Below are 20,057 nucleotides of genomic sequence, written 5' to 3' on the forward strand. Positions count from 1 at the left end.
GTCACCGCTCCTGCGCCCTGGCCTGCGCCTGCTGGAAGAACATGATCGGCACCACCAGAAGCAGCAGCAGGACCACGGCGACGGCGGACGACACCGGCCAGTCGCGGTTCGAGTTGAACTCGTTCCAGAGCGTCTTGCCGATCATCAGCGTTTCCGAACCGCCGAGCAGGTCGGGGATGACGAACTCGCCGACGGCGGGAATGAACACCAGCAGGCAGCCTGCCACCACGCCCGGCAGCGAGAGCGGGAAGGTGATCTTCCAGAACGCGCTCAATGGCGGGCAGCCGAGATCGTTCGCCGCCTCGACCAGCGTATAGTCCATCTTTTCCAGCGCCGAGTAGAGCGGCAGCACCATGAACGGCAGGTAGGAATAGACGATGCCGATATAGATGGCCCAGTCTGTGTTGAGGATGATGAGCGGCTGGTCGATGACGTGCAGCCACATCAGGAACTGGTTGAGCAGTCCTTCCGGCTTCAGGATGCCTATCCATGCGTAGACGCGGATCAGGAAGGATGTCCAGAACGGCAGGATCACCAGCATCAGCAGCGTCGGGCGCACCGTGGCGGGCGCGCGCGCCATGCCATAGGCGATCGGATAGCCGATGAGCAATGTCAGCAAAGTGGAGATGCCGGCGATCACCACGCTGCGCAGATAGGCGCGGTAGTAAAGCGGGTCCTGCAACAGCCACAGATAGTTGTCGAAGCTGAACTCCCTCCATTTGCTGAAGAGATCGCCGATCCCGTTGATGACCGGCGTGTAGGGCGGCATGGAGATCGCGGTCGTCGAAAGCGAAATCTTGAAAACGATGAAGAACGGAACGAGGAAAAAGAAGAGCAGCCAGGCATAGGGAACGATGATGACCAGCCGGCTGCTGATCGCGGCGATCAGGCCGTTGTCGGTGGCGCGTGCCGGTGCGGCGGCGCTGCCTGAAATGGCGGTGTCGGTCATGGCGTCACCTCGTCAGCACGACGCCGGCATCCGGCTCGAAGGAGATCCATGCCTGGTCGTTCCAGCTCAGCGGGTCCTCCACTGTGCGCGCGCTGTTCATCGTGCTCGCCTTGACGATCTGCCCGTCATCCAGCCTCACATGGAACACCGTCATGTCGCCCAGATAGGCAATGTCGTAGATTTCGCCCTGCATGGCGTTCTCGTCGCCCTTGGCGGGCTTCTTCGACGACACCTTGATCTTCTCCGGACGGATCGCGAAAGCGACGTCGTTGCCGGGCGTGGCGTCGGCTGCGTTGACGACGTTTATCTTCGCGCCGCTGCCGCCGGCGATGGTGGCCGCATCGCCGTTGCGCGCCGTCACCTTGCCTTCGAACATGTTCACATTGCCGACGAAATTGGCCACGAAGCGCGAAATGGGCGCCTCGTAGACTTCAACCGGCGTCGCCACCTGCATCACCTCGCCCTTGTCGAGAATGGCGATGCGGTCGGCCATCGTCATCGCCTCTTCCTGGTCGTGCGTCACCACGATGAAGGTGAGCCCGAGACTTTGCTGGAGGTCCATCAACTCGAATTGCGTTTCCTCGCGCAGCTTCTTGTCGAGCGCGCCGAGCGGCTCGTCCAGCAGCAGCACCTTGGGCCGTTTCGCCACCGAACGCGCCAGCGCCACGCGCTGCCGCTGGCCGCCTGAAAGCTGGTGCGGCTTGCGCTTGGCGAACTGGGTCAGCTTCACCAGCTTGAGCATCTCGTCCACGCGCTTGGCGATCTGGTCCTTCGGCATGCCGTCCTGCTTCAGGCCGAAGGCGATGTTCTGCTCCACCGTCATGTGCGGAAACAGCGCGTAGGACTGGAACATCATGTTGACGGGCCGCTTGTAGGGCGGAATGCCGCGCAGATCCTGACCGTCCAGCAGGATGCGCCCGGAGGTGGGTTCCTCGAACCCCGCCAGCATGCGCAGCAAGGTGGACTTGCCGCAGCCCGACGCGCCGAGCAGCGCGAAGAATTCCCGCTCGTAGATCGAGAGCGACAGGTTGTTGACGGCGGTGAAATCCCCGAACCGCTTGGTGATGCTGTCGAACACAATATAGGGTTTTGCAGAGGCGTCGGTCCACGGCGCGAAGCTCCTGCGAATGCTGCCCAGTGATTTCATGATGACACCTTGCTCTTAAACTGAAAGGCCCGGCAATGCCGGGCCTTCGATCTCGATGCTTACTGGCCGGTGGTGACCTTGGTCCACAAGCGCGTCACCAGACGCTGTTCTTTTGGCCCGTATGGCAAGACGGTATAGAGCTTGGCCAGCGTCTCCTCGTCCGGGTAGATCGCCGGATCGTCCAGCACGTCCTTTTCGATGAACTCCTGCGACGCCTTGTTGCCGTTCGCATAGTAGACGTAGTTGCTGGCCTTGGCCGCCACTTCCGGCTTCATCATGTAGTTGATGAAGGTGAGCGCTTCGTCCAGATGCGGCGCATCCGCCGGGATCGCCATCTGATCGAACCACATTTCCGCGCCCTCCTTCGGAATGACGTAGTCGACCGTCACGCCCTGGTTGGCCTCCGCAGCCCGGTCGCGCGCCTGGAACACGTCGCCCGACCAGCCGATGGCGAGGCAGATGTCGCCATTGGCAAGCGCGTTGATATATTCGGAGGAGTGGAACTTGCGCACATAGGGCCGGATCTTGAGCAGCAGTTCCTCGGCCTTTGCAAAGCTGTCTGCGTCGCGCGCATTCGGATCGAGACCGAGATAGTGCAGCGCCGCCGGAATGATGTCCTGCGACTGGTCCAGGATGTAGATGCCGCAATCCTTGAGCTTGGCGGCCTTCTCAGGGTCGAAGATCACATCCCAGCTATCGACCTTGTCGATGCCGAGCGCGGCCTTAACCTTCTCGACATTGTAGCCGATGCCGGTGGTTCCCCACATATAATTGACCGAGTATTCATTGCCCGGATCGTAGGCGGTGGTGCGTTCGCTCACCACGTCCCACATGTTTGAAATATTGGGCAGCTTCGACTTGTCGAGCTTCTGGAACACGCCGGCCTGGATCTGGCGGGCGAGGAAGTGGCCGCTCGGCACCACGACGTCATAGCCGCTGCCGCCGGCCAGCAGTTTGGTTTCGAGAATCTCGTTGGAATCGAATACGTCATAGACGACCTTGATCCCCGTCTCCTTGGTGAAGTCCTCAAGGATGGAGGTGTCGATATAGTCTGACCAGTTATAGACGTTGACGACTTTTTCCTGCGCGTTTGCGCCGAATGTCGCGAGTGCCAGCAACGCCGCGGACAGACCAAGCTTTTGAATGGTCATGCATTATCTCCGTGTTGACCCCTTTTCCGGCTTTCTTGCTGCATCGCAGCAGGCCAGATTGCATTGAAGCTTATTAACCTTCAATGCGGGCGACAAGCCGGAAAATCATTCTACTTCCGGTGGTGAATCCGGATGCGGCGATGCGGCTCAACTGATTGCCCGCAGCCCCTTGTTCTTCACGACCGTCAGCAGTCGCAGCGCCGGCCCTCCGGGCTTTTTGACGCCGCGCTCCCAATCGGAAACAAGTCCCTTGCTGACGTTGAGGTAGCGCGCAAAGACCGGCTGGGAGATGTGCTCCCGCTCGCGAATCGCACGAATCTCTTCCGGCCCCATCGCCTCGATCGCCGTCAGGCACGCCTCGTCGAACTCGCGCATGGTTCGCTTGTCGATTGCGCCCGACTCGCGAAAACCCTCCATCATTTCATGGACGGCCGCCATCACGTCGCTCTTATAGGCCTTGGTCATCGCACACCACCGCTTTCATTCGACCCGCCGCCACCTCGGCCTCCATCTGGGCTTCGCTGAACGCCAACACCAGTTTGGCCGCCTTTCTTATCACGGCAAGCTCGGACTTGCCGAGATTTCCCAGGTCGCTCTTGGCAAACCCGAACACGAACACCGCACGCGTCTGCGCCTTGAAAAAGATCAGCACGCGATATCCCCCGGACCTTCCCGCCCCCTCGCGCGCAACGCGCTGCTTGATGACATTCGCCCCGAGATCGGCGTCAAGAAGTCCTTTGCCTGCACGCGCGACCGCTTCGCACAGCCGGTCGTCTCCGATCTTCTCCCTTTGCGCGAACTTGTCGAAACTGCTGCTCTTGAAAATCTTCACGATAGGTCATTTTATGAACGACCCCTAAAGTATGGCACTATGTGTAATGAGTCAACGCACCGCCGCTTGCTTCTTCAATTGCAGCAGGACGTGGCCGAACAGCGCGGCGACGACGATTGCGCCTCCCAGCAATGCGCGTGCGGAGGGTTCCTCGCCATGCACCAGCCACACCCAGACCGGCCCCAGCACCGGCTCGAAACAGCCGATCAGCGCCGCATATGCAGCAGGAATCAGCCGCGCGCCCATCGCGAAGCACACCATTCCGAGGCCGAGATTGATCGCTCCGAACGCGAACAGATAGACCGCGTCGACGCCGCTCGTTGACAGCGTTTGCGCCTGTGTCGCAGCGAAAAGGCACGCAAGCACAGTGCCCAGGCAGGTCGCCGGGGTCATGCGGACATGCGCATAGCGGCGCGTTATGACGGTTGCGATCGCAAAGACGCAGGCGATCAGCAGCGCCAGCGCGTCCCCGATCGGCGCCACATTTCCGTTGACGTTTTCCGACACCATCACGCCCACGCCGACGATCACGGCAAGGATCGCGATCCATGTGGCGGCCGACACGCGTTCGCGGAAAAAGACCCATCCGAACAGCGCGGCCAGAAGCGGCACGCCTGCCTGTATCAGCAGGATGTTCGCCACGGTCGTATAGGCCAGCGCCACGACGAAACAGGTCGACGCCACCGCGAAGCAGAGCGACACCGCATATCCCGGCAGGCCCATCGTCCTGAAGGCACGCCATGCGCCGCGCCACCCATCGCGCGCGATCAGGAACAGGAGAATACAGAGCGAAGCCCACAGCGACCGCCAGAACACCACCGTCCAGCTATCCGGCGCTTCCACGAAACGCGCGAGCATGCCGCCGAAGCTCCAGAACAGCGCGGACAGGAACACCAGCACCATGCCCGTTCGCAGTTCCTTCGCACCGCGATAGGAACTGTCCGTCAGGCTTGGCGTTGCGGCGGCGTTGGTCATGCGCTTCGGCTTTTGCAGATAGGCCGCGCGGTTGGCTTTCGGCGGAGTTGAAATCGCCTATTCAAGAACCTTTGACCACGCCTGATCCAGCGCGCATCGTTCATTGGCGCAGATGAAAGCCCCCTTCTCCCCCTGTGGGAGAAGGTGCCGGCAGGCGGATGAGGGGTAATGCCAACCCCGCCGCATCACGTCCTTGGGCGATTGAACACGATCCAAAGTCCGCCCAGCACGCAGACGGTCGGCGAAATCAGCCATAAGGCCTTGATCACGTCGGGAGACGACCGATAGGTCTGGAAAAAGTCCTGCCAGAATCCGTAGCTGTCCATTGCTGCTCCCCGTGCCATGCAAATGGTCACCGAGGGGCCCCAAAGCCCCATCGCCCCTCTGGTGACCGGGGGATTAGCAAGCCGTGACAAGACGGCTGCCCCCGTCTTTAGACCCCATGCTTCTGTTTGCTTTGATCTGATTGGGATCGAAGATGATTATCGGTATGTGCCGATGACAGGAGGATGAGATGAAGACGAATTATATTGGCCTCGATGTCCACAAGGACACGGTTGCCGTTGCTATTGCAGAAGAGGATAGGCGGGAAGCGCGCTCATATGGTGAGATCGCGCATAGCGCTGATGCGCTCAGCAAGCTTGCGAGGAAGCTTTCCGCCAGTGGCTCCCGGCTACATTTCGCCTATGAAGCAGGGTGTTGTGGCTTTGGAGCCTACCGGCTGCTGACGGGTCTCGGCCATCGTTGCGATGTGGTTGCCCCCAGTATGACGCCGCGCCGGCCTGGCGACAGGATCAAGACCGACCATCGTGATGCGCTGGCGCTTGCCCGCCTGTTGCGGACTGGGGAATTGACGCCGGTATGGGTGCCCGATGAGGCACACGAGGCGATGCGCGACCTGGTGCGGACGCGCCAAGATGCTGTTTGCTCGCTACGCCGGGCTCGACAACAACTGGGCGGCTTTCTGCTGCGCCACGGCAGAGTGTACACCCGGACGGAGAAGCGCTGGGGGACAGTCCACAAGCGCTGGATACGCGATCAGAAGTTCGCGCATGAACCGCAAGGTTTGGTTCTGGAAGACTATTTTCGCACTATGGAGCAAGCACAATTGCGGATTGTCGAGATCACCGCCCGCATCCACGAAGCCCTGCCGGGCTGGTCTTTGGCACCACTGGTCGAACGGTTGCAGGCCATGCGCGGCATCTCCGTGGTCAGCGCCGTCGTTCTGGTGGCCGAACTGGGCGACTTTGATCGCTTCACCCGACCCACACAGCTTATGGCCTATGTCGGCCTGGTCCCCTCGGAAACATCGAGCGGCGGACACAGGCGACTAGGCGGTATCACCAAAGCGGGCAATGAAGCCGTACGCCGGACACTGGTCGAATGCGCATGGAACTATCGAATGCCTGCACGGATTAGCAAGAACATGATGGAGCATCAGAAGCGTCTTCCGCGGGAAGTCAGCGATATAGCTTGGAAAGCGCAGGTGCGCCTTCACCAGCGCTACAAAGCGATGTTGGCACGCGGCAAGAAGCCAACGGTCGTCATCACTGCAATTGCCCGCGAGATGGTTGGCTTTGTCTGGGCGATCGCCCGTATAGGCGGCGGCACAAGGTCTGCGTGACCGGGTGATGTCGAATGTGGCTTTCGGCGGTGGCGCATCCCACTACGGTCTGGAGAACCCTTGATCCGGCTTTGGGCAGGATGTTTCGCACATGCCGACGCCCGTTTTTAGACAAAGGCAGCTCCGCGACGAACCGGGATACTGCGACAGGCCTGGCCTGACCCGCGAATAAGAGGGTGATCAACCGTCGCTACGATGCTCGTGGAGTGCGCCACCACCCAAGGCCACACTGATAAATATTGATCGCGCTTCGCGCGAAACGAAACATTTTGGTCCTGCTCTTGAAAAACAGCATAAGAAGCCTGAGCTCTGAACATACACGGGGGCTCCCCCGGCCGGATGGCGCGAGGCAGTGCCGTTTTTCGGTCGACACAGACCGCTTGTCAAAGGGTTGCTACACCCCCGGAATTGGTTCCTCACCAATTCCAATGATCGATTTATTTCATATTTCTCTAATATGGAAGAGCCAATGAGACGCATGCATTCGAACGTCGCGTTGCCCCTTGCATGTTTGTTTTGGTCTGCAACTTGGTAGGTTTCGGTCTGATCCCCGGGGGATGGCCGTCCGCCGGGGATCGGATGAGCGGGACCGTGCGCCCCTTGGGCCTTTGGCCCGTGGATGAGTTTGGTCCGTTCGTCCTTCGCGTATGTCCTGAACAGATGATGGGGAGCAAGTCCCGCATGCAAGGCAAGGCAATGTCCAAACAGAACGCGATGCCAGTCTACGCCGGTGTCGATGTGTGTAAAGAGTGGCTGGACGTGTACGTGCATCCGTCCGGCCTGACGCTTCGCGTGAGCAATGACCGTGCCGGACTGAGACGGCTGAAGCGGGTCCTGTCCGGTCTTGCGATCGTCCCTCTCGTCATGGAAGCGACCGGCAAGTATCACCGGGCGGCACAGCGCTCGCTGCATGCGGCGGGTCTGGCGGTCGCGGTGGTCAATCCGCTGCGCGCACGGCTGTTCGCCGAGGCGGCAGGCAAGATTGCCAAGACTGACGCGATCGACGCCAAGCTGCTGGCGGTGATGGGCGCGGCTCTGGAACCGGCTGAAACGCCGCCGGCGCCTGTTGCGATGGAGGAGTTGCGCGAATTGGTCAATGCCCGCGGCGCGGCTATGGCCGAGCGTGCCGCGCTGTCCAACCGGCTGGCGGCGGCCGCGACCCGCTTCCTTAAGGCCGAATTGCGCCGGCGACGTGTTGCCTGCCGGCGTCACGTCGAACGGCTCGACGCCGAAATCCAGCGGCGCGTGTCGGCTGAGCCCGACATGGCGCGCCGCCACGCCATCCTCTGCTCGATCCCAGGCATTGGCCCGCTCACAGCAGCCGTCTTCCTCACCGGCCTGGCCGAACTCGGCGCCTGCTCGGCCAGGCAGGCCGCAATGCTCGTCGGCGTCGCACCGATCGCCTGTGACAGCGGCGATCGAACCGGCCGCCGCGCCATCAGAGGCGGCAGGATGCCCGTCAGGAACGCAGCCTACATGGCAACTCTCTCGGCGAGCCGTCACAACCAGGACCTCGCAGCATTCGCTAAGCGCCTCCAAAGGGCTGGTAAACGGCCGAAAGTGATCCTCGTCGCAGTCATGCGAAAGCTCGTCACACTCGCAAACACCCTCATCACACAAGATCGTCTCTGGACACCAATCAAACCTTGACAAGAAACACAGATGCTCATCCGCCTGCCGGCACCTTCTCCCCGTGAAGGACGGGGAGAAGGACGTTAGTCGCAAACGTCGATGACGGCTTCCTTCTCCCCGTCAAAACGGGGAGAAGGTCGCGGCAGCGGGATGAGGGGCAGCACAAACCCATCGGACAAGACCGGCGCTCAACCAGCAAACACGCTTGCGCCTTCATCGGCGCGTCCGGCCATCTGGCGCATGCCGAGGAACAATTCGCGGCCCATGCCGAAATCATTGCCGGAAAGGTCCGCCACCGCCTTGGGGCGCGACTTCAGCTCAGCAGCCGAGACCAGCACTTCCAGCATGCCCCCTTCCGCGTCGAGCCGCACGACGTCCCCCGTGCGGACCTTGCCGATGGGTCCGCCGTCGAGCGCTTCCGGCGTGACGTGGATGGCGGCGGGAACCTTGCCCGATGCGCCGGACATGCGCCCGTCGGTGACGAGCGCCACGCGGTGGCCGCGATCCTGCAGGATGCCGAGAACCGTCGTCAGCCGGTGCAGTTCCGGCATGCCGTTCGCCTTCGGTCCCTGAAAGCGGATGACGGCGACGAAATCGCGGTCGAGTTCGCCCGCCTTGAAGGCGTCGTTCAGCGCCTGCTGGCTGTCCAGCACGAGCGCCGGAGCCTCGATGTAGCGGCGCTCGGGCTTGACGGCGGAGGTCTTGATGATGGCGTGGCCGAGGTTCCCGCCAAGCACCTTGAGGCCGCCGGTCGGCTGGAAGGGGCGATACGCGGTGGTGAGCACCTTGTCGTCGCCGCTCAGTTCGGGCGCGGGAACGCGGGTCACGCCGCCGTCGGCCCCAAGCCGGGCCTCGACGGTGTAGGGCCGCAGCCCCTCGCCCCACACGGTCTGCACATCCTCATGCAGATAGCCGGCGTCGAGCAGTTCTCGGATCAGGAAACCCATGCCGCCCGCCGCGTTGAAATGGTTCACGTCCGCCAGCCCGTTCGGGTAGACGCGCGCCAGAAGCGGGACCGTTTCCGACAGGTCGGAAATGTCCTGCCAGGTGAGGCGGATGCCCGCCGCGGCCGCCATGGCGACGAGATGCAGGGTGTGGTTGGTGGAGCCTCCGGTGGCATGCAGCCCGACGACGCCGTTGACGATGGAGCGCTCGTCGATCATGCGCCCGACCGGCGTGTAGGCGTTGCCGAGATGGGTGATGGCAAGCGCGCGCCTCGCCGCTTCTCGCGTGAGCGCTTCGCGCAGCGGCGTGTTGGGGTTGACGAAGGAAGCGCCGGGCGTGTGCAGGCCCATGATCTCCATCAGCATCTGGTTGGAGTTGGCGGTGCCGTAGAAGGTGCAGGTGCCGGGGCCGTGATAGCTTTTCGACTCGGCTTCCAGCAGTTCTGCGCGGCCCACCTTTCCCTCGGCATAAAGCTGCCGGATCTTCGCCTTCTCGTCGTTCGGCAGTCCGGAGGTCATGGGACCGGCGGGGATGAATACCGCCGGGAGATGGCCGAAGGTGAGCGCGCCGATCACGAGGCCGGGCACGATCTTGTCGCAGACGCCGAGATAGACGGCGGCGTCGAACATGTTGTGCGACAGGCCGATGGCCGTGGCCATGGCGATGACGTCGCGTGAGAACAGCGAAAGCTCCATACCGGGCTGGCCCTGCGTGACGCCGTCGCACATCGCCGGAACGCCGCCCGCCACCTGCGCGATGCCGCCCGCTTCCCGCGCGGCTTCCTTGATGAGCGCGGGAAAGGTCTCGAACGGCTGATGCGCCGACAGCATGTCGTTGTAGGAAGTGATGATGCCGAGATTGGGCACCCGGTCGCCGCCGAGCGCCACCTTTTCCGAAGGCGAGCAGACGGCGAAGCCGTGCGCAAGGTTGCCGCAGGAAAGCACCGCGCGGTTGGCGGCGCGGCCCGCCGCCGCGTCGATGCGCTCCAGATAGATTTCGCGGCCCGTGCGGGAGCGCTCGCGGATGCGCTGGGTGATCGATTCGATCTCTTTCCTGGCGGTCATCGTCCTGTCCTTCCGGGCGGACGCCTGCTACGGCGCCCAGTAAACCTCGACCGGCCGGTCGACGGCATCCATCACGCGGCGGATCGGCAGGCGCGATCCGGGCGCGAGAACCCGCTCCAGCGTCGCATGCTTTTCCGCGCCCTCGATGTGCAGCGCAATGAAGCCGGCATCGAGCAGCGGCGGCAATGTCAAAGTCAGGCGCGGCTCTCCCGCGCTGGCGGCATGCACGCCCGCAACGAGGCGCTGCGCCGCAGGGTCGACGAGCGCGTCCAGTTCGTCGGCATCCGGGAAAAACGAGGCGGTGTGGCCGTCATTGCCCATGCCGAGCACGACAACGTCGATGGGCCGCCCGAGCGCCCGGAGCCGGGCCTCGGTGGCAGCGGCATCGGCGGCGACATCGCCCGTGCCGAAGAGCGGCAGGAAGGCCGCAGCGCTTGCCCTGTCCTGAAGCAGCCGCGCCCTGACCAGCCCGGCATTGGAGCGCGGCGAGGTATCGGGCACCAGCCGTTCATCGACCAGCGTGACGGTCACCTTCGGCCAGTCGATGTCGGTGCACGACAGCACATCGAAAAACGGCCCCGGCGTCGACCCGCCCGAAACGGCGAGCAGCGCGGAGGATGTCCGCTCGATGGCCGCCGCAAGCCGCCCGCTCACGGCCTCGGCCAGCGCGCGGGCCAGATCCTGCCGCGATGCGAACTGATGCAGCACCGGCTCGGCCATCAATCGCTCTCGTGCCAGGTGCGGCCGTCGCGCTCGATCAGCGCGATGGATGCCGACGGCCCCCAGGTGCCGGCGGTGTAGCCCTGCGCTTCCTGCCGGTTTTCCGACCATGCGTTCAGGATCGGATCGGCCCATGTCCAGGCCGCCTCCACCTCGTCGCGGCGCATGAACAGCGTCTGCGAACCGCGAATGACATCCATGATAAGCCGCTCATATGCATCCGGCGCGCGGCCCTGGAAGTTCTGGGCAAACGTCATGTCGAGCGGGATCTGGCGCAGGCGCATGCCGCCCGGTCCGGGGTCCTTCATCATGATGAACTGCTTCACGCCTTCGTCCGGCTGGAGGCGGATGATGAGCTTGTTGGAATAGACGTTACCTGCCGATTCATCGAAGATAGAATGCGGTATCTGCTTGAATTCTATGCATATTTCTGAAACGCGCGTAGCCAGTCGCTTGCCGGTGCGCAGATAGAACGGCACGCCCGCCCATCGCCAGTTGGCGATTTCGGCCTTGATGGCGACAAAGGTCTCCGTGTTGCTGGGCTTGCCGAGTTCCTCGACATAGCCCTTCACCGGACCGCCCGCCGAAGCGCCCGCCTTGTACTGGCCGCGCACCGTCTGCTTCGGGGCCTCGGCACCGTTGATGCGCTTGAGCGAGCGCAGCACCTTGAGCTTCTCGTCTCGCACCGCATTGGCCTCCATCGAGGAGGGCGGCTCCATCGCCACGAGGCAGAGAAGCTGGAGCATGTGGTTCTGCACCATGTCGCGCAGCGCGCCCGCCGTGTCGTAATAGGTGACGCGGTCCTCAAGCCCGACCGTCTCGGCCACGGTGATCTGCACATGGTCGATGTGCGCGGAGTTCCACAACGGCTCGTAGAGCGCGTTGGCGAAGCGCAGCGCCATCAGGTTCTGCACCGTCTCCTTGCCGAGATAGTGGTCGATGCGGAACACCTGATGCTCGCCGAAATCCGCGCCGATCTGGTCGTTGAGTTCGCGGGCCGATTTCAGGTCGCGGCCAATGGGCTTTTCCACCACGATGCGGCTGTTGTCGGTAATCAGCCCGTGCTGCTTCAGCTTGTGCGAAATCTCGCCGAAAAGCGCTGGCGCGACCGCAAGGTAGAACGCGCGGATGCTCTGGCTGTCGCCGATCGCTTCCTTGAGATGATCGAAGCCTTCGCCGCTCTTGGCGTCCGCCGCGACGTAGGAAATGCGCTGGATGAATGTCTTCAGCTCGTCTTCGTTGATATCGTCCGGCTTCACATGGTCGCGGATCGCCTTTTCAGCGAACTCGCGGAATTCCGCGTCCGGCATCCTGGCGCGCGATGCGCCGATGATGCGCGTCGGGTCCGAGAACTGGTGATCGCACTGCCGATAATAGAGCGCGGGCAGCAGCTTGCGCTCGGAAAGGTCTCCCGTTCCGCCGAAGATGATGAAATCGAATGGATCGACCTTGATGATCTGGCTGGTCATAGGCTTCTCGCGTCATGCCGCGTCGTCGCGGCCGGTTTAATCTAATCGATTTAAAAACGCCAGTGCCTTTGTGTCGCATTTGACGCTGGCCCCTGCCGAATTGCCGACAGGCATCTTGCGCGGCACGAAAGCTGTCCGCAACATGCGTCATTCACATGGCAGATATGCAAAGGACAAGGCAATCGCGCCGACCTGCCGGTCGAAATCGAGGCCGGAAAGACCATGGTATTCAATCAATCAGTGAGAAGTGCATGTCCCGTTTGAAAGACAAGGTAGCAATCGTCACGGGCGCAGCGTCCGGTTTCGGCGAAGGCATGGCGCGGCGTTTCGCGGAAGAAGGCGCGCGCGTCGTGGTCGCAGATGTCAACACGGTCGGGGCCGAGCGTGTCGCGACAGAGATCGGCGGCGATGCGATCTGGACCCAGACCGACGTTTCGCAGCGCTCCGAATTCGCCGAGATGGTGGATGCCGCGATGGCCGCCTTCGGGCGCATCGACATCATGGTCAACAATGCCGGCTATACCCACCGCAACGGCAGCCTGCTTGAGGTGAAGGAGGATGTTTTCGACCTCATCACCGCGATCAACATGAAGGCGATCTACCATTCGACTCGTGCGGTTGTGCCGATCATGGAGCGACAGGGCGGCGGCGTTATTCTCAACACGGCCTCGACCGCCGGGCTGAGGCCGCGACCGGGCCTGACCTGGTACAACGCCTCCAAGGGCTGGGTGATCACCGCCACGAAGTCGATGGCCGTCGAGCTTGCATCGAAGAAGATCCGCGTCAATTGCCTGTGCCCGGTCGCCGGAGAGACGGGCATGCTCGCGCAGTTCATGGGCGAGGACACGCCGGAGCGGCGCAGCCAGTTCAAGTCCGTCATTCCGCTTGGCCGGTTCTCGACGCCGCTCGACATCGCCAACGCCGCGCTTTTCCTGTGCTCGGACGAAGGCGCATTCCTGACCGGCGTGGCGCTTGAGGTCGACGGCGGCAGGTGTGTGTAGGTCGCGCTTTCAGGCCAGCGAGCTCAAAGGGTCACGATGAGCCGCTGGCCATAGCGGTAGTCTTGGGATTACGCGCATCGCGCTTGTCGCAATGGTTGTGCCGGTATGCAACCTGCAACCCTGCCCTTACGTCACCCCGCGCGATCACGAAACCGTGAAGTCTCGATTCCTACGCGATCATCGTGGCCCTAACTGACAGTCTTGCACATCTCGCCGGGGTCGTTCTCGCCTTTGCGGAGGTCGTAGAGCGTCGCCTCGCTGCCCTTGGTCCACCAGACGATTTCCTGCCCGGCATAGCGCGCGCCGCTGCCTGAAAGAACGTTGACGGTGACGACAACCCTCTCGCCGATTTTCAACACGGCGAGCGCGTTGTCACCGGCATTGATATAGGTGGCGGTGATCTTCTCGCCGCCGCAGGCGTAGTTCACCGTCTCGCGGCTTGCCGCACCACCCGGCAGGTCGAGCGTCACGCTGGCCGCCTGCGCGCTTTGCGCGACCATGGCAGCAATCAAAACCGCAAACCACCGCCGCATGCCCGCCTCCCCTATTCGACCTTGATCTCGGTGCGCTCTCCGGCCTTCACGGTGACGGGCTTTTCCTTCTTCTGCCCTTCTCCGTTCGGCGTCACGATCAGCATATAGTCTCCGGCGGGCACGGTGGACTGCAATGTTTCACCATAGCCATAGGTGACGCCCTGCCTTTCACCCTGCAAATTGGCCTTGCCCTCGAACAGCCTGATCTCGCTGGCGCCGGGCGCGTCCACCGCCAGCACGCCCGCATTCAGCACGACCGTCTCGTCCTTGCGCTCGCCCACCTTGACGGAGAACGGCACTTCGACATTGGTGGCGTCGAGCTGCACCACCGCCACATAGTCACCGGCGGGCAGGTCGAAATCGGGATCGGTGCCATAGTCATACGCGACCTGATCGCGCGTGCCGTCCATCTTTTTCGCCGCCTTGAAAATGCGCGTGTAGAGATTGCCTGAATCGACCTTCTCGCCGCCCTGCGTGTAGAAGCTCGAAATCACCGCCGTACCGACGCCCACCACAATATCTTTTGAGATGGTCTGGCCCGCCGCGATGCTGAACGTCTCGCTCACTTCGCCCGCGCCGAGCTTCACGGTGATCTTCGTCTCGCCTGCCGGCAGAACGAATGTCCGCTCGCCATAGTTGGCCGATGAACTGCCGCCCGGAAAATCGGCGATGATCTGCGCATCGCCATCCGGCTCCGCGCCCTCATAGGGCACCGCGCGAATTGCCAGCGTGCCCGCATTCAAGACGAAGCGCGGGGTTGCCGTCTTGCCCGCCTCGATGCCGATTTTCTGCTGCGTGGCGGCCTCGCCCATCTTCGCGACGATCACGTACTCGCCCGGTTCGAGATTGCCCTTCCACTGGCCATATTCGGTGGTCACGTAGTCGCCCGCCGTTCCGTCCGGCTTTGCGCGGGAAACCGTGTAGGAAAGGTCGTTCGAATTGATCGCCTCGCCGCCTTCGGTCAGCGACGCGGTCGGCATGATGTTGAACTCGACCTTCGCCGGCTCGGGAGCCGGAGGCGGCGCCGGCTGGGGCTCGGGCGCGGGTTGCGCGGCCTCCGCCACCGTCGTCTTCAACGCCTCTTCCAGTTGCGAGGCGTCCGACGCCTGCATGTATTTGCCGCCCGTATTTTCCGCCAGGCACGCCACCTGCTTCCCCTCGTCGGCGGTCAGGCCGAAGCCGACGACATGGGCCGTGAAATCGACGCCCGATTGCTCGAGTTCCTTGCCGAGCGCGCATGGATCGGCGGCACAGGTTTCCAGTCCGTCGGTTATGAGGATGACGGTTGCCTTTTCCTCTGTGTATTTCAGGTCCTCCGCCGCCTTTTTCACCGCAGCGGAAAGCGGCGTCTTGCCGAGGAATTTCATCTGGTCCGCCGCGGCGGCGATCGCGCCTGCCGTGCCGGTGGCGGGCGGCACCACAAGCTCGATGTCCTCGCAGCTTCCCTTCTGGCGGTGGCCATAGGCCATCAGGCCAAGCTCCAGGTCGGACGGAATGCTCTGCAACACGGTGCGCAGCGTCTGGCGCGCAATCTCCAGCTTCGGCTTGCCGTCTATCTGGCCCCACATCGACCCGGATGCATCGAGCACGATGATCGCGCGGCCTTCCGCCCGCGCCATCGTCGTGGCGCACAGGATCGCAAACAGGATGACAAAAACGCGTGCCGGATGCCGCATCGTTCCTCCACGGATTCGAAGTCGGGCGACGCTAACCAAACAGGGTGCATCTTACAATGCCGGAAGCAAGAATAGGGTTTCCGGATGACGGATCGCACAAATGCGGCAGGGCTGGCGCCGCCCCTCAACCCGCTGCCGCGACCTTCTCCCCGTGTAGAACGGGGAGAAGGAAGATAATCCCCAACGTTGATGACAATTCCCTTCTCCCCGCCTGCGGGGAGAAGGTCGCGGCAGCGGGTTGAGGGGCGGCGCGAACGTGACAGGGAAAACGCGCGCTACCCTCACTTGGTGGGGGAGAGGCTGGTTGCGCAGCAAACCAAAGTTGGGGTCGTATCCACACACATTACCCGCCGAAAGCGCGAGATCAGAACGATCCAAGTCAGGCCGAGCAAGGTGAATGAAGGGACGACAATCCACATCGCCTTGATGAAGTCTGACGACGCTCGGAACGTCTGAAAGAAATCCTGCCAGAAATGATAGCTGTCCATGCTGCTCCCCGTGCCATGCAATTTGGTCACCGAGGGGTCCCCAAAGCCCCATGCACCCCTCTGGTGACCGGGGGATTAGAAAACCGCACACACACGGCCGCCCTCGTCTTTAAGCCGCAAGGCTCTGGACATGCACGAGGGCTCCCCCGGCCCTGAGGCGCGTGGAAGTACCGTTCCGGTCGGCACAGACCTTTTTGTGTGTGGGGTTTCTAAGCCCCAAGGCCCGGCCAGATGACCGGACCCGGCGCGACCATATTCCATCATATGCTAAAATAGAAGCGGGATTTTGGAGCGGGAGGCTTGTACACCCTCATCCGCCTGCCGGCACCTTCTCCCACAAGGGGAGAAGGACGATGGCAACCACGTCTCGCATTTTCTGCGACGTCGTTGACTGAGGCCGGCGTGACTGACATCCCCTTCTCCCCCTGTGGGAGAAGGTGCCGGCAGGCGGATGAGGGGTGGGGCAACCATGCGACACCGGACCCTGCCCTCTCCCGTCAATACGTCGTGCGGCGTTCCTCGCTGGGGGGCCGTCCGAAATGCTGGCGATAGCTCTGCGCGAAATAGGAATGCGACGCGAAGCCCGTCGCCACGGCAATGTCGAGGATCGGCATGTTGGTCTGCCGCAACAATTCGCGTGCGCGTTCGAGCCTAAGCCGCGTGTAATATTTGCCGGGCGTCATGTTCATGTGGCGCAGGAACAGCCGCTCGACCTGCCGCACCGACAGTCCTGCCGCCCTGGCGAGTTGCACCGCTGACAGCGGCTCGTCCAGCGCGTCGGCCATGCGCTCGACGATGCGCTTGAGCTTCTCGGATTTGCCGGTGAGGTCGCGCTCGGGGCCGCGCCGCTGCCGGTCGGCAGCCGAGCGCACGCGCTCGTAGTTGAACTGGTTGGCGACCTCGTTGGCAATGCCCGAGCCAAGGTCTTCCCGCACGATGGCGAGCATGAGGTCGATGGAGGTGGTGCCGCCCGCGCAGGTGTATCTCTTGCGGTCGATCTCGAACACATTGCCCGTGCATTCGATGCCGGGAAAGGCTTCCATGAATGAAGCGCGGTTTTCCCAATGGATGGTGCAGCGGCAACCGTCCAGTTGCCCGGCGTCTGCCAAAAGATGCGAGCCGACGGAAAGCGCGCCGAGCGCCCCGCCCCGGCGGCCCCATTTGCGCAGGCCCGCCAGCACCTTGCTCTTGCCGGGAAATTCGAGCGAAAGGCCCGCCGCGACAAACAGAATGTCGGCAGACGGCACGTCGGCGATGCTGTAGTCCACCTTGACCGGCAGGCCGTTGGAGGCCATGACCGACTCTCCGTCAGCGGAAACCGTGATCCAGCTATAGAAATTGTGACCGAGCTGCCGATTTGCCGAGCGCAGGATGTCGATGGCGGCGGCAAGCGAGAACATGGGGAACCGCTCCACCATGAGGAACGCGAACTGGCGATGCCGCGTCTGCGCATCCGCAGCGCGGCGGCCTGCCTCCCCCGAACTGGTCCAGACGTCCTGTTCCATCGCCTCCCCGGTGACAGGAAATGGGCTTACTCGATTCGACTAGAATTGTGGCCTTTCCAGCCCGGCGGCAAGATAGGCCGACACCAGTGTGTTCGCCATCAACAGCGCAATCGTCATCGGCCCGACGCCGCCCGGCACCGGCGTGATCGCGCCCGCCACTTTTTCGGCCTCCGAATAGGCCACATCACCGACCAGCCGGGTCTTGCCGTCCGGCGTGGCGATGCGATTGATGCCGACATCGATGACCGTGGCGCCGGGCTTGATCCAGTCGCCGCGCACCATTTCCGGGCGACCCACCGCCGCAACCAGAATATCGGCTGTCCGGCAGACCGCCGGAAGGTCGCGGGTGCGGCTGTGCGCAATCGTCACCGTGCAGTTCGCGCCGAGCAGCAGGCTGGCCATGGGCTTGCCGACGATGTTGGAACGGCCCACAACCACGGCATTCAGGCCCGAGAGGTCCCGCCCGCGCACCCGCTCGATCAGGATCATCGAACCGGCGGGCGTGCAGGGAACGAAAGCCGTTTTCATTTCGCCGGTCACGAGCTTGCCGACATTGATGAAGTGGAAGCCGTCGACATCCTTTTCCGGCGCGATGGTCTGGATGACGCGACCCGAATCGATGTGGTCCGGCAGCGGAAGCTGGACAAGTATTCCGTGGATCGACGGGTCGGCATTGAGGTTCGCGATCAGCGCCAGCAACTCCGCCTCGCCGGTTGTGGCCGGCAGCGTGTGCTGGACGGATTTGAACCCGCATTCCTTGGCCTTTTTCGACTTGGACGCGACGTAGACCTGGCTCGCAGGGTCCTCGCCCACAATGACGACGGCAAGGCCGGGCTGCACGTTCCGGGCTTCCAGGAGCGTTGCCGACCGCTTCTTGACCTCGGCGATCACCTCTTCCGCGATCTGCCTGCCGTCGATTCTTTCAGCCATGCCGGACCCCTGCGCGTTGCCGATGTGCGGGCGATAATCAACAAAGCGCGCTTGCGCAATCCGCGCTTGCGCCTCCTTTTGACGCAAAAGCGAAATCGGTCCCGAAATCAGAAATAGTTGCGGTCGCGCCGCGTCGCCAATGCCCGCACCATTTCGCGGCATTCGCGTATCGCGACCAGGCATTCCTCGATGGCGGCGCGCATCTCGCCCATGCTGTCCTGCATCTGCGAGGATGCCTTCGCATCCCGCGCCGACAAGGCCCGCCGTGCGGCGTCCGCCTCGACGGCAAGGCGCGCGGCTTCGATCCTGCTGTCAGACGGAGCCGTCGCCGAAGGGGTGGCGAAGTCGAGCAATGACCCTGACCGCTTGCGCATAGCCGGTCGCCTCGCGCGCGTCTCCAGCCCCTCCTCTGGCGCATCGATCCGGGGGGTGAATTTCGCGCGTGCCCGCGCCTCCTCGAGCGCATGCGCCAGCGAGGGGATCGACCGCCGTTCCCTGTCTGCCTCGTCGCCTTCCATCCGCTCCCGCCGACCGCCTCGTCGCTCGCTTTGACGCTAAAGCCTGCGTCAGAATAAAGCGTTAAGCGGCATTTTGCGCGAATTTTCGTATGTTTTGCGGTCGTATTTTCACGGGAATCGGCATTTTTGCGCGGAGAATCGCGCCTGTTCACACGCTTATGCGCCGTTGAATCCGGCTTCGTACAGCGTATATTGTTTCGTCATGCAAGGAATCGACCCATGAATGCGCCGGCCATGACCCGCCGCGAACGCCACAAGGCGGACACCCGAGCCGAGCTTCTGGCGATGGCCCATCAGCTTATCCGAGAGGAGGGTTATGAGGGCCTGACCATCCGCAAACTGGCCGAACGGGTCGGCTATGCGCCGATGTCGGTCTATTCCTATTTCGCGGACAAGGACGAAATCCTGCTGGCCGTGGCGGAGGACGCGTTTGCCATGCTGGCCCGCCGCGTGGCCGCCCGCCAAACCGATAACCCATTGGAATCAATAAGGATCGGCCTCAACGAATACGCCGCCTTCGCGCTCGAGAACCCGAACGAATATGTCACCGTCTTCATGACGCCCAAGACCCATCTGCATGAGAAGGACACGTTCGACAGGCTGAAGAAGAACAATCCTTGCCTGAACCTGCTGCTGTCGCAAATCGCCGCCGCCGTTTCGCGCGGCCAGATGAAGGGCGATGTCTTTGCAATCGCCACGATGCTGTGGTCGGCGATCCATGGCGCGGTTTCGTTGATGATTACATTCCCGAAATTCCCATTCGGCGAACCCACTGGCTTTGCCGGACGGATGATCGATGTCGCCATGGCCGCCGTTACCGAAGGCGAGATCGAATCGCTTGGCGATCCCGGTGACTGCGGCGTCATCGGTCGGTGGCCGTAGCGGTCGCGCTCGACCG

20 protein-coding genes are annotated in these 20,057 nt (G+C 62.7%); 4 read left to right on the forward strand and 16 right to left on the reverse strand.

What is annotated here, in order from left to right:
* Position 1 precedes the first annotated feature (1 nt).
* The 7 genes from M9924_02935 to M9924_02965 form a co-directional block, all read right to left on the reverse strand.
* The gene (locus M9924_02935; protein ID MCO5063351.1) at positions 2-949 is read right to left on the reverse strand and encodes an ABC transporter permease subunit; all 948 of its coding nucleotides are present in this window, start codon (positions 947-949) and stop codon (positions 2-4) included.
* Between the two features lie 4 nt (positions 950-953).
* A complete protein-coding gene (locus M9924_02940) occupies positions 954-2,096 on the reverse strand; it encodes an ABC transporter ATP-binding protein (protein MCO5063352.1) in 1,143 nt (380 codons plus the stop codon).
* A 59-nt stretch (positions 2,097-2,155) separates the two neighbouring features.
* Positions 2,156-3,247, reverse strand: a complete 1,092-nt coding sequence (locus M9924_02945) for a polyamine ABC transporter substrate-binding protein (GenBank protein MCO5063353.1) — start codon at positions 3,245-3,247, stop codon at positions 2,156-2,158.
* A gap of 147 nt (positions 3,248-3,394) precedes the next feature.
* Complete coding sequence (locus tag M9924_02950; GenBank protein MCO5063354.1) at positions 3,395-3,712, reverse strand: DNA-binding transcriptional regulator; 318 nt, start codon at positions 3,710-3,712, stop codon at positions 3,395-3,397.
* Positions 3,696-4,079, reverse strand: a complete 384-nt coding sequence (locus tag M9924_02955; protein MCO5063355.1) for a type II toxin-antitoxin system RelE/ParE family toxin — start codon at positions 4,077-4,079, stop codon at positions 3,696-3,698. The genes M9924_02950 and M9924_02955 overlap by 17 nt, the downstream gene beginning before the upstream one ends.
* Before the next feature lie 51 nt (positions 4,080-4,130).
* Positions 4,131-5,054, reverse strand: coding sequence for a DMT family transporter (locus tag M9924_02960; protein MCO5063356.1), 924 nt, complete (start codon positions 5,052-5,054; stop codon positions 4,131-4,133).
* 185 nt (positions 5,055-5,239) lie between these two features.
* Complete coding sequence (locus M9924_02965) at positions 5,240-5,380, reverse strand: hypothetical protein (GenBank protein MCO5063357.1); 141 nt, start codon at positions 5,378-5,380, stop codon at positions 5,240-5,242.
* Positions 5,381-5,568: 188 nt separating this feature from the next.
* Here M9924_02965 and M9924_02970 point away from each other — a divergent pair, with 188 nt between their 5' ends.
* Together M9924_02970 and M9924_02975 are read left to right on the forward strand one after the other, a co-directional pair.
* Entirely contained in the window at positions 5,569-6,678 is a 1,110-nt protein-coding gene (locus tag M9924_02970) for an IS110 family transposase (protein MCO5063358.1), read from the forward strand.
* A 681-nt stretch (positions 6,679-7,359) separates the two neighbouring features.
* Positions 7,360-8,328 carry an IS110 family transposase gene (locus M9924_02975; GenBank protein ID MCO5063359.1) on the forward strand — a complete coding sequence of 323 codons (969 nt, stop codon included), beginning with the start codon at positions 7,360-7,362 and terminating at the stop codon, positions 8,326-8,328.
* Positions 8,329-8,498: 170 nt separating this feature from the next.
* Here the strand turns inward: M9924_02975 and edd are convergent, their stop codons facing one another.
* From edd to zwf, 3 genes are read right to left on the reverse strand one after another with little or no spacing between them, the layout of a single operon-like run.
* A complete protein-coding gene (gene edd, locus M9924_02980) occupies positions 8,499-10,319 on the reverse strand; it encodes a phosphogluconate dehydratase (GenBank protein MCO5063360.1) in 1,821 nt (606 codons plus the stop codon).
* Positions 10,320-10,346: 27 nt separating this feature from the next.
* Positions 10,347-11,039, reverse strand: coding sequence for a 6-phosphogluconolactonase (gene pgl / locus M9924_02985; GenBank protein MCO5063361.1), 693 nt, complete (start codon positions 11,037-11,039; stop codon positions 10,347-10,349).
* The gene (gene zwf, locus M9924_02990; GenBank protein ID MCO5063362.1) at positions 11,039-12,508 is read right to left on the reverse strand and encodes a glucose-6-phosphate dehydrogenase; all 1,470 of its coding nucleotides are present in this window, start codon (positions 12,506-12,508) and stop codon (positions 11,039-11,041) included. The genes pgl and zwf overlap by 1 nt, the downstream gene beginning before the upstream one ends.
* A gap of 251 nt (positions 12,509-12,759) precedes the next feature.
* Between zwf and M9924_02995 the strand changes: the two genes are divergently transcribed.
* Positions 12,760-13,509 (forward strand): SDR family oxidoreductase, encoded by a 750-nt coding sequence (locus tag M9924_02995; GenBank protein MCO5063363.1) that lies wholly within the window; start codon positions 12,760-12,762, stop codon positions 13,507-13,509.
* Between the two features lie 188 nt (positions 13,510-13,697).
* Here the strand turns inward: M9924_02995 and M9924_03000 are convergent, their stop codons facing one another.
* The 6 genes from M9924_03000 to M9924_03025 all read right to left on the reverse strand — a co-directional run bounded on the left by M9924_03000 (position 13,698) and on the right by M9924_03025 (position 19,159).
* Positions 13,698-14,042, reverse strand: a complete 345-nt coding sequence (locus tag M9924_03000) for an MliC family protein (GenBank protein ID MCO5063364.1) — start codon at positions 14,040-14,042, stop codon at positions 13,698-13,700.
* 11 nt (positions 14,043-14,053) lie between these two features.
* Complete coding sequence (locus M9924_03005; GenBank protein MCO5063365.1) at positions 14,054-15,718, reverse strand: VWA domain-containing protein; 1,665 nt, start codon at positions 15,716-15,718, stop codon at positions 14,054-14,056.
* A 281-nt stretch (positions 15,719-15,999) separates the two neighbouring features.
* Complete coding sequence (locus M9924_03010; protein ID MCO5063366.1) at positions 16,000-16,206, reverse strand: hypothetical protein; 207 nt, start codon at positions 16,204-16,206, stop codon at positions 16,000-16,002.
* Between the two features lie 497 nt (positions 16,207-16,703).
* Positions 16,704-17,624: a GlxA family transcriptional regulator gene (locus M9924_03015; GenBank protein MCO5063367.1), complete on the reverse strand. Its 921-nt coding sequence runs from the start codon at positions 17,622-17,624 to the stop codon at positions 16,704-16,706.
* Between the two features lie 126 nt (positions 17,625-17,750).
* Positions 17,751-18,641: a bifunctional methylenetetrahydrofolate dehydrogenase/methenyltetrahydrofolate cyclohydrolase FolD gene (gene folD / locus M9924_03020; protein MCO5063368.1), complete on the reverse strand. Its 891-nt coding sequence runs from the start codon at positions 18,639-18,641 to the stop codon at positions 17,751-17,753.
* 107 nt (positions 18,642-18,748) lie between these two features.
* Positions 18,749-19,159 (reverse strand): hypothetical protein, encoded by a 411-nt coding sequence (locus M9924_03025; GenBank protein MCO5063369.1) that lies wholly within the window; start codon positions 19,157-19,159, stop codon positions 18,749-18,751.
* A 219-nt stretch (positions 19,160-19,378) separates the two neighbouring features.
* On the opposite strand from M9924_03025, the gene M9924_03030 reads away from it, so the two are divergent.
* Complete coding sequence (locus M9924_03030) at positions 19,379-20,041, forward strand: TetR/AcrR family transcriptional regulator (protein ID MCO5063370.1); 663 nt, start codon at positions 19,379-19,381, stop codon at positions 20,039-20,041.
* The last annotated feature ends 16 nt before the right edge of the window (positions 20,042-20,057 follow it).

Source organism: Rhizobiaceae bacterium, assembly GCA_023953835.1.
In the GTDB taxonomy this organism is placed as follows: Bacteria; Pseudomonadota; Alphaproteobacteria; order Rhizobiales; family Rhizobiaceae; genus Mesorhizobium_G.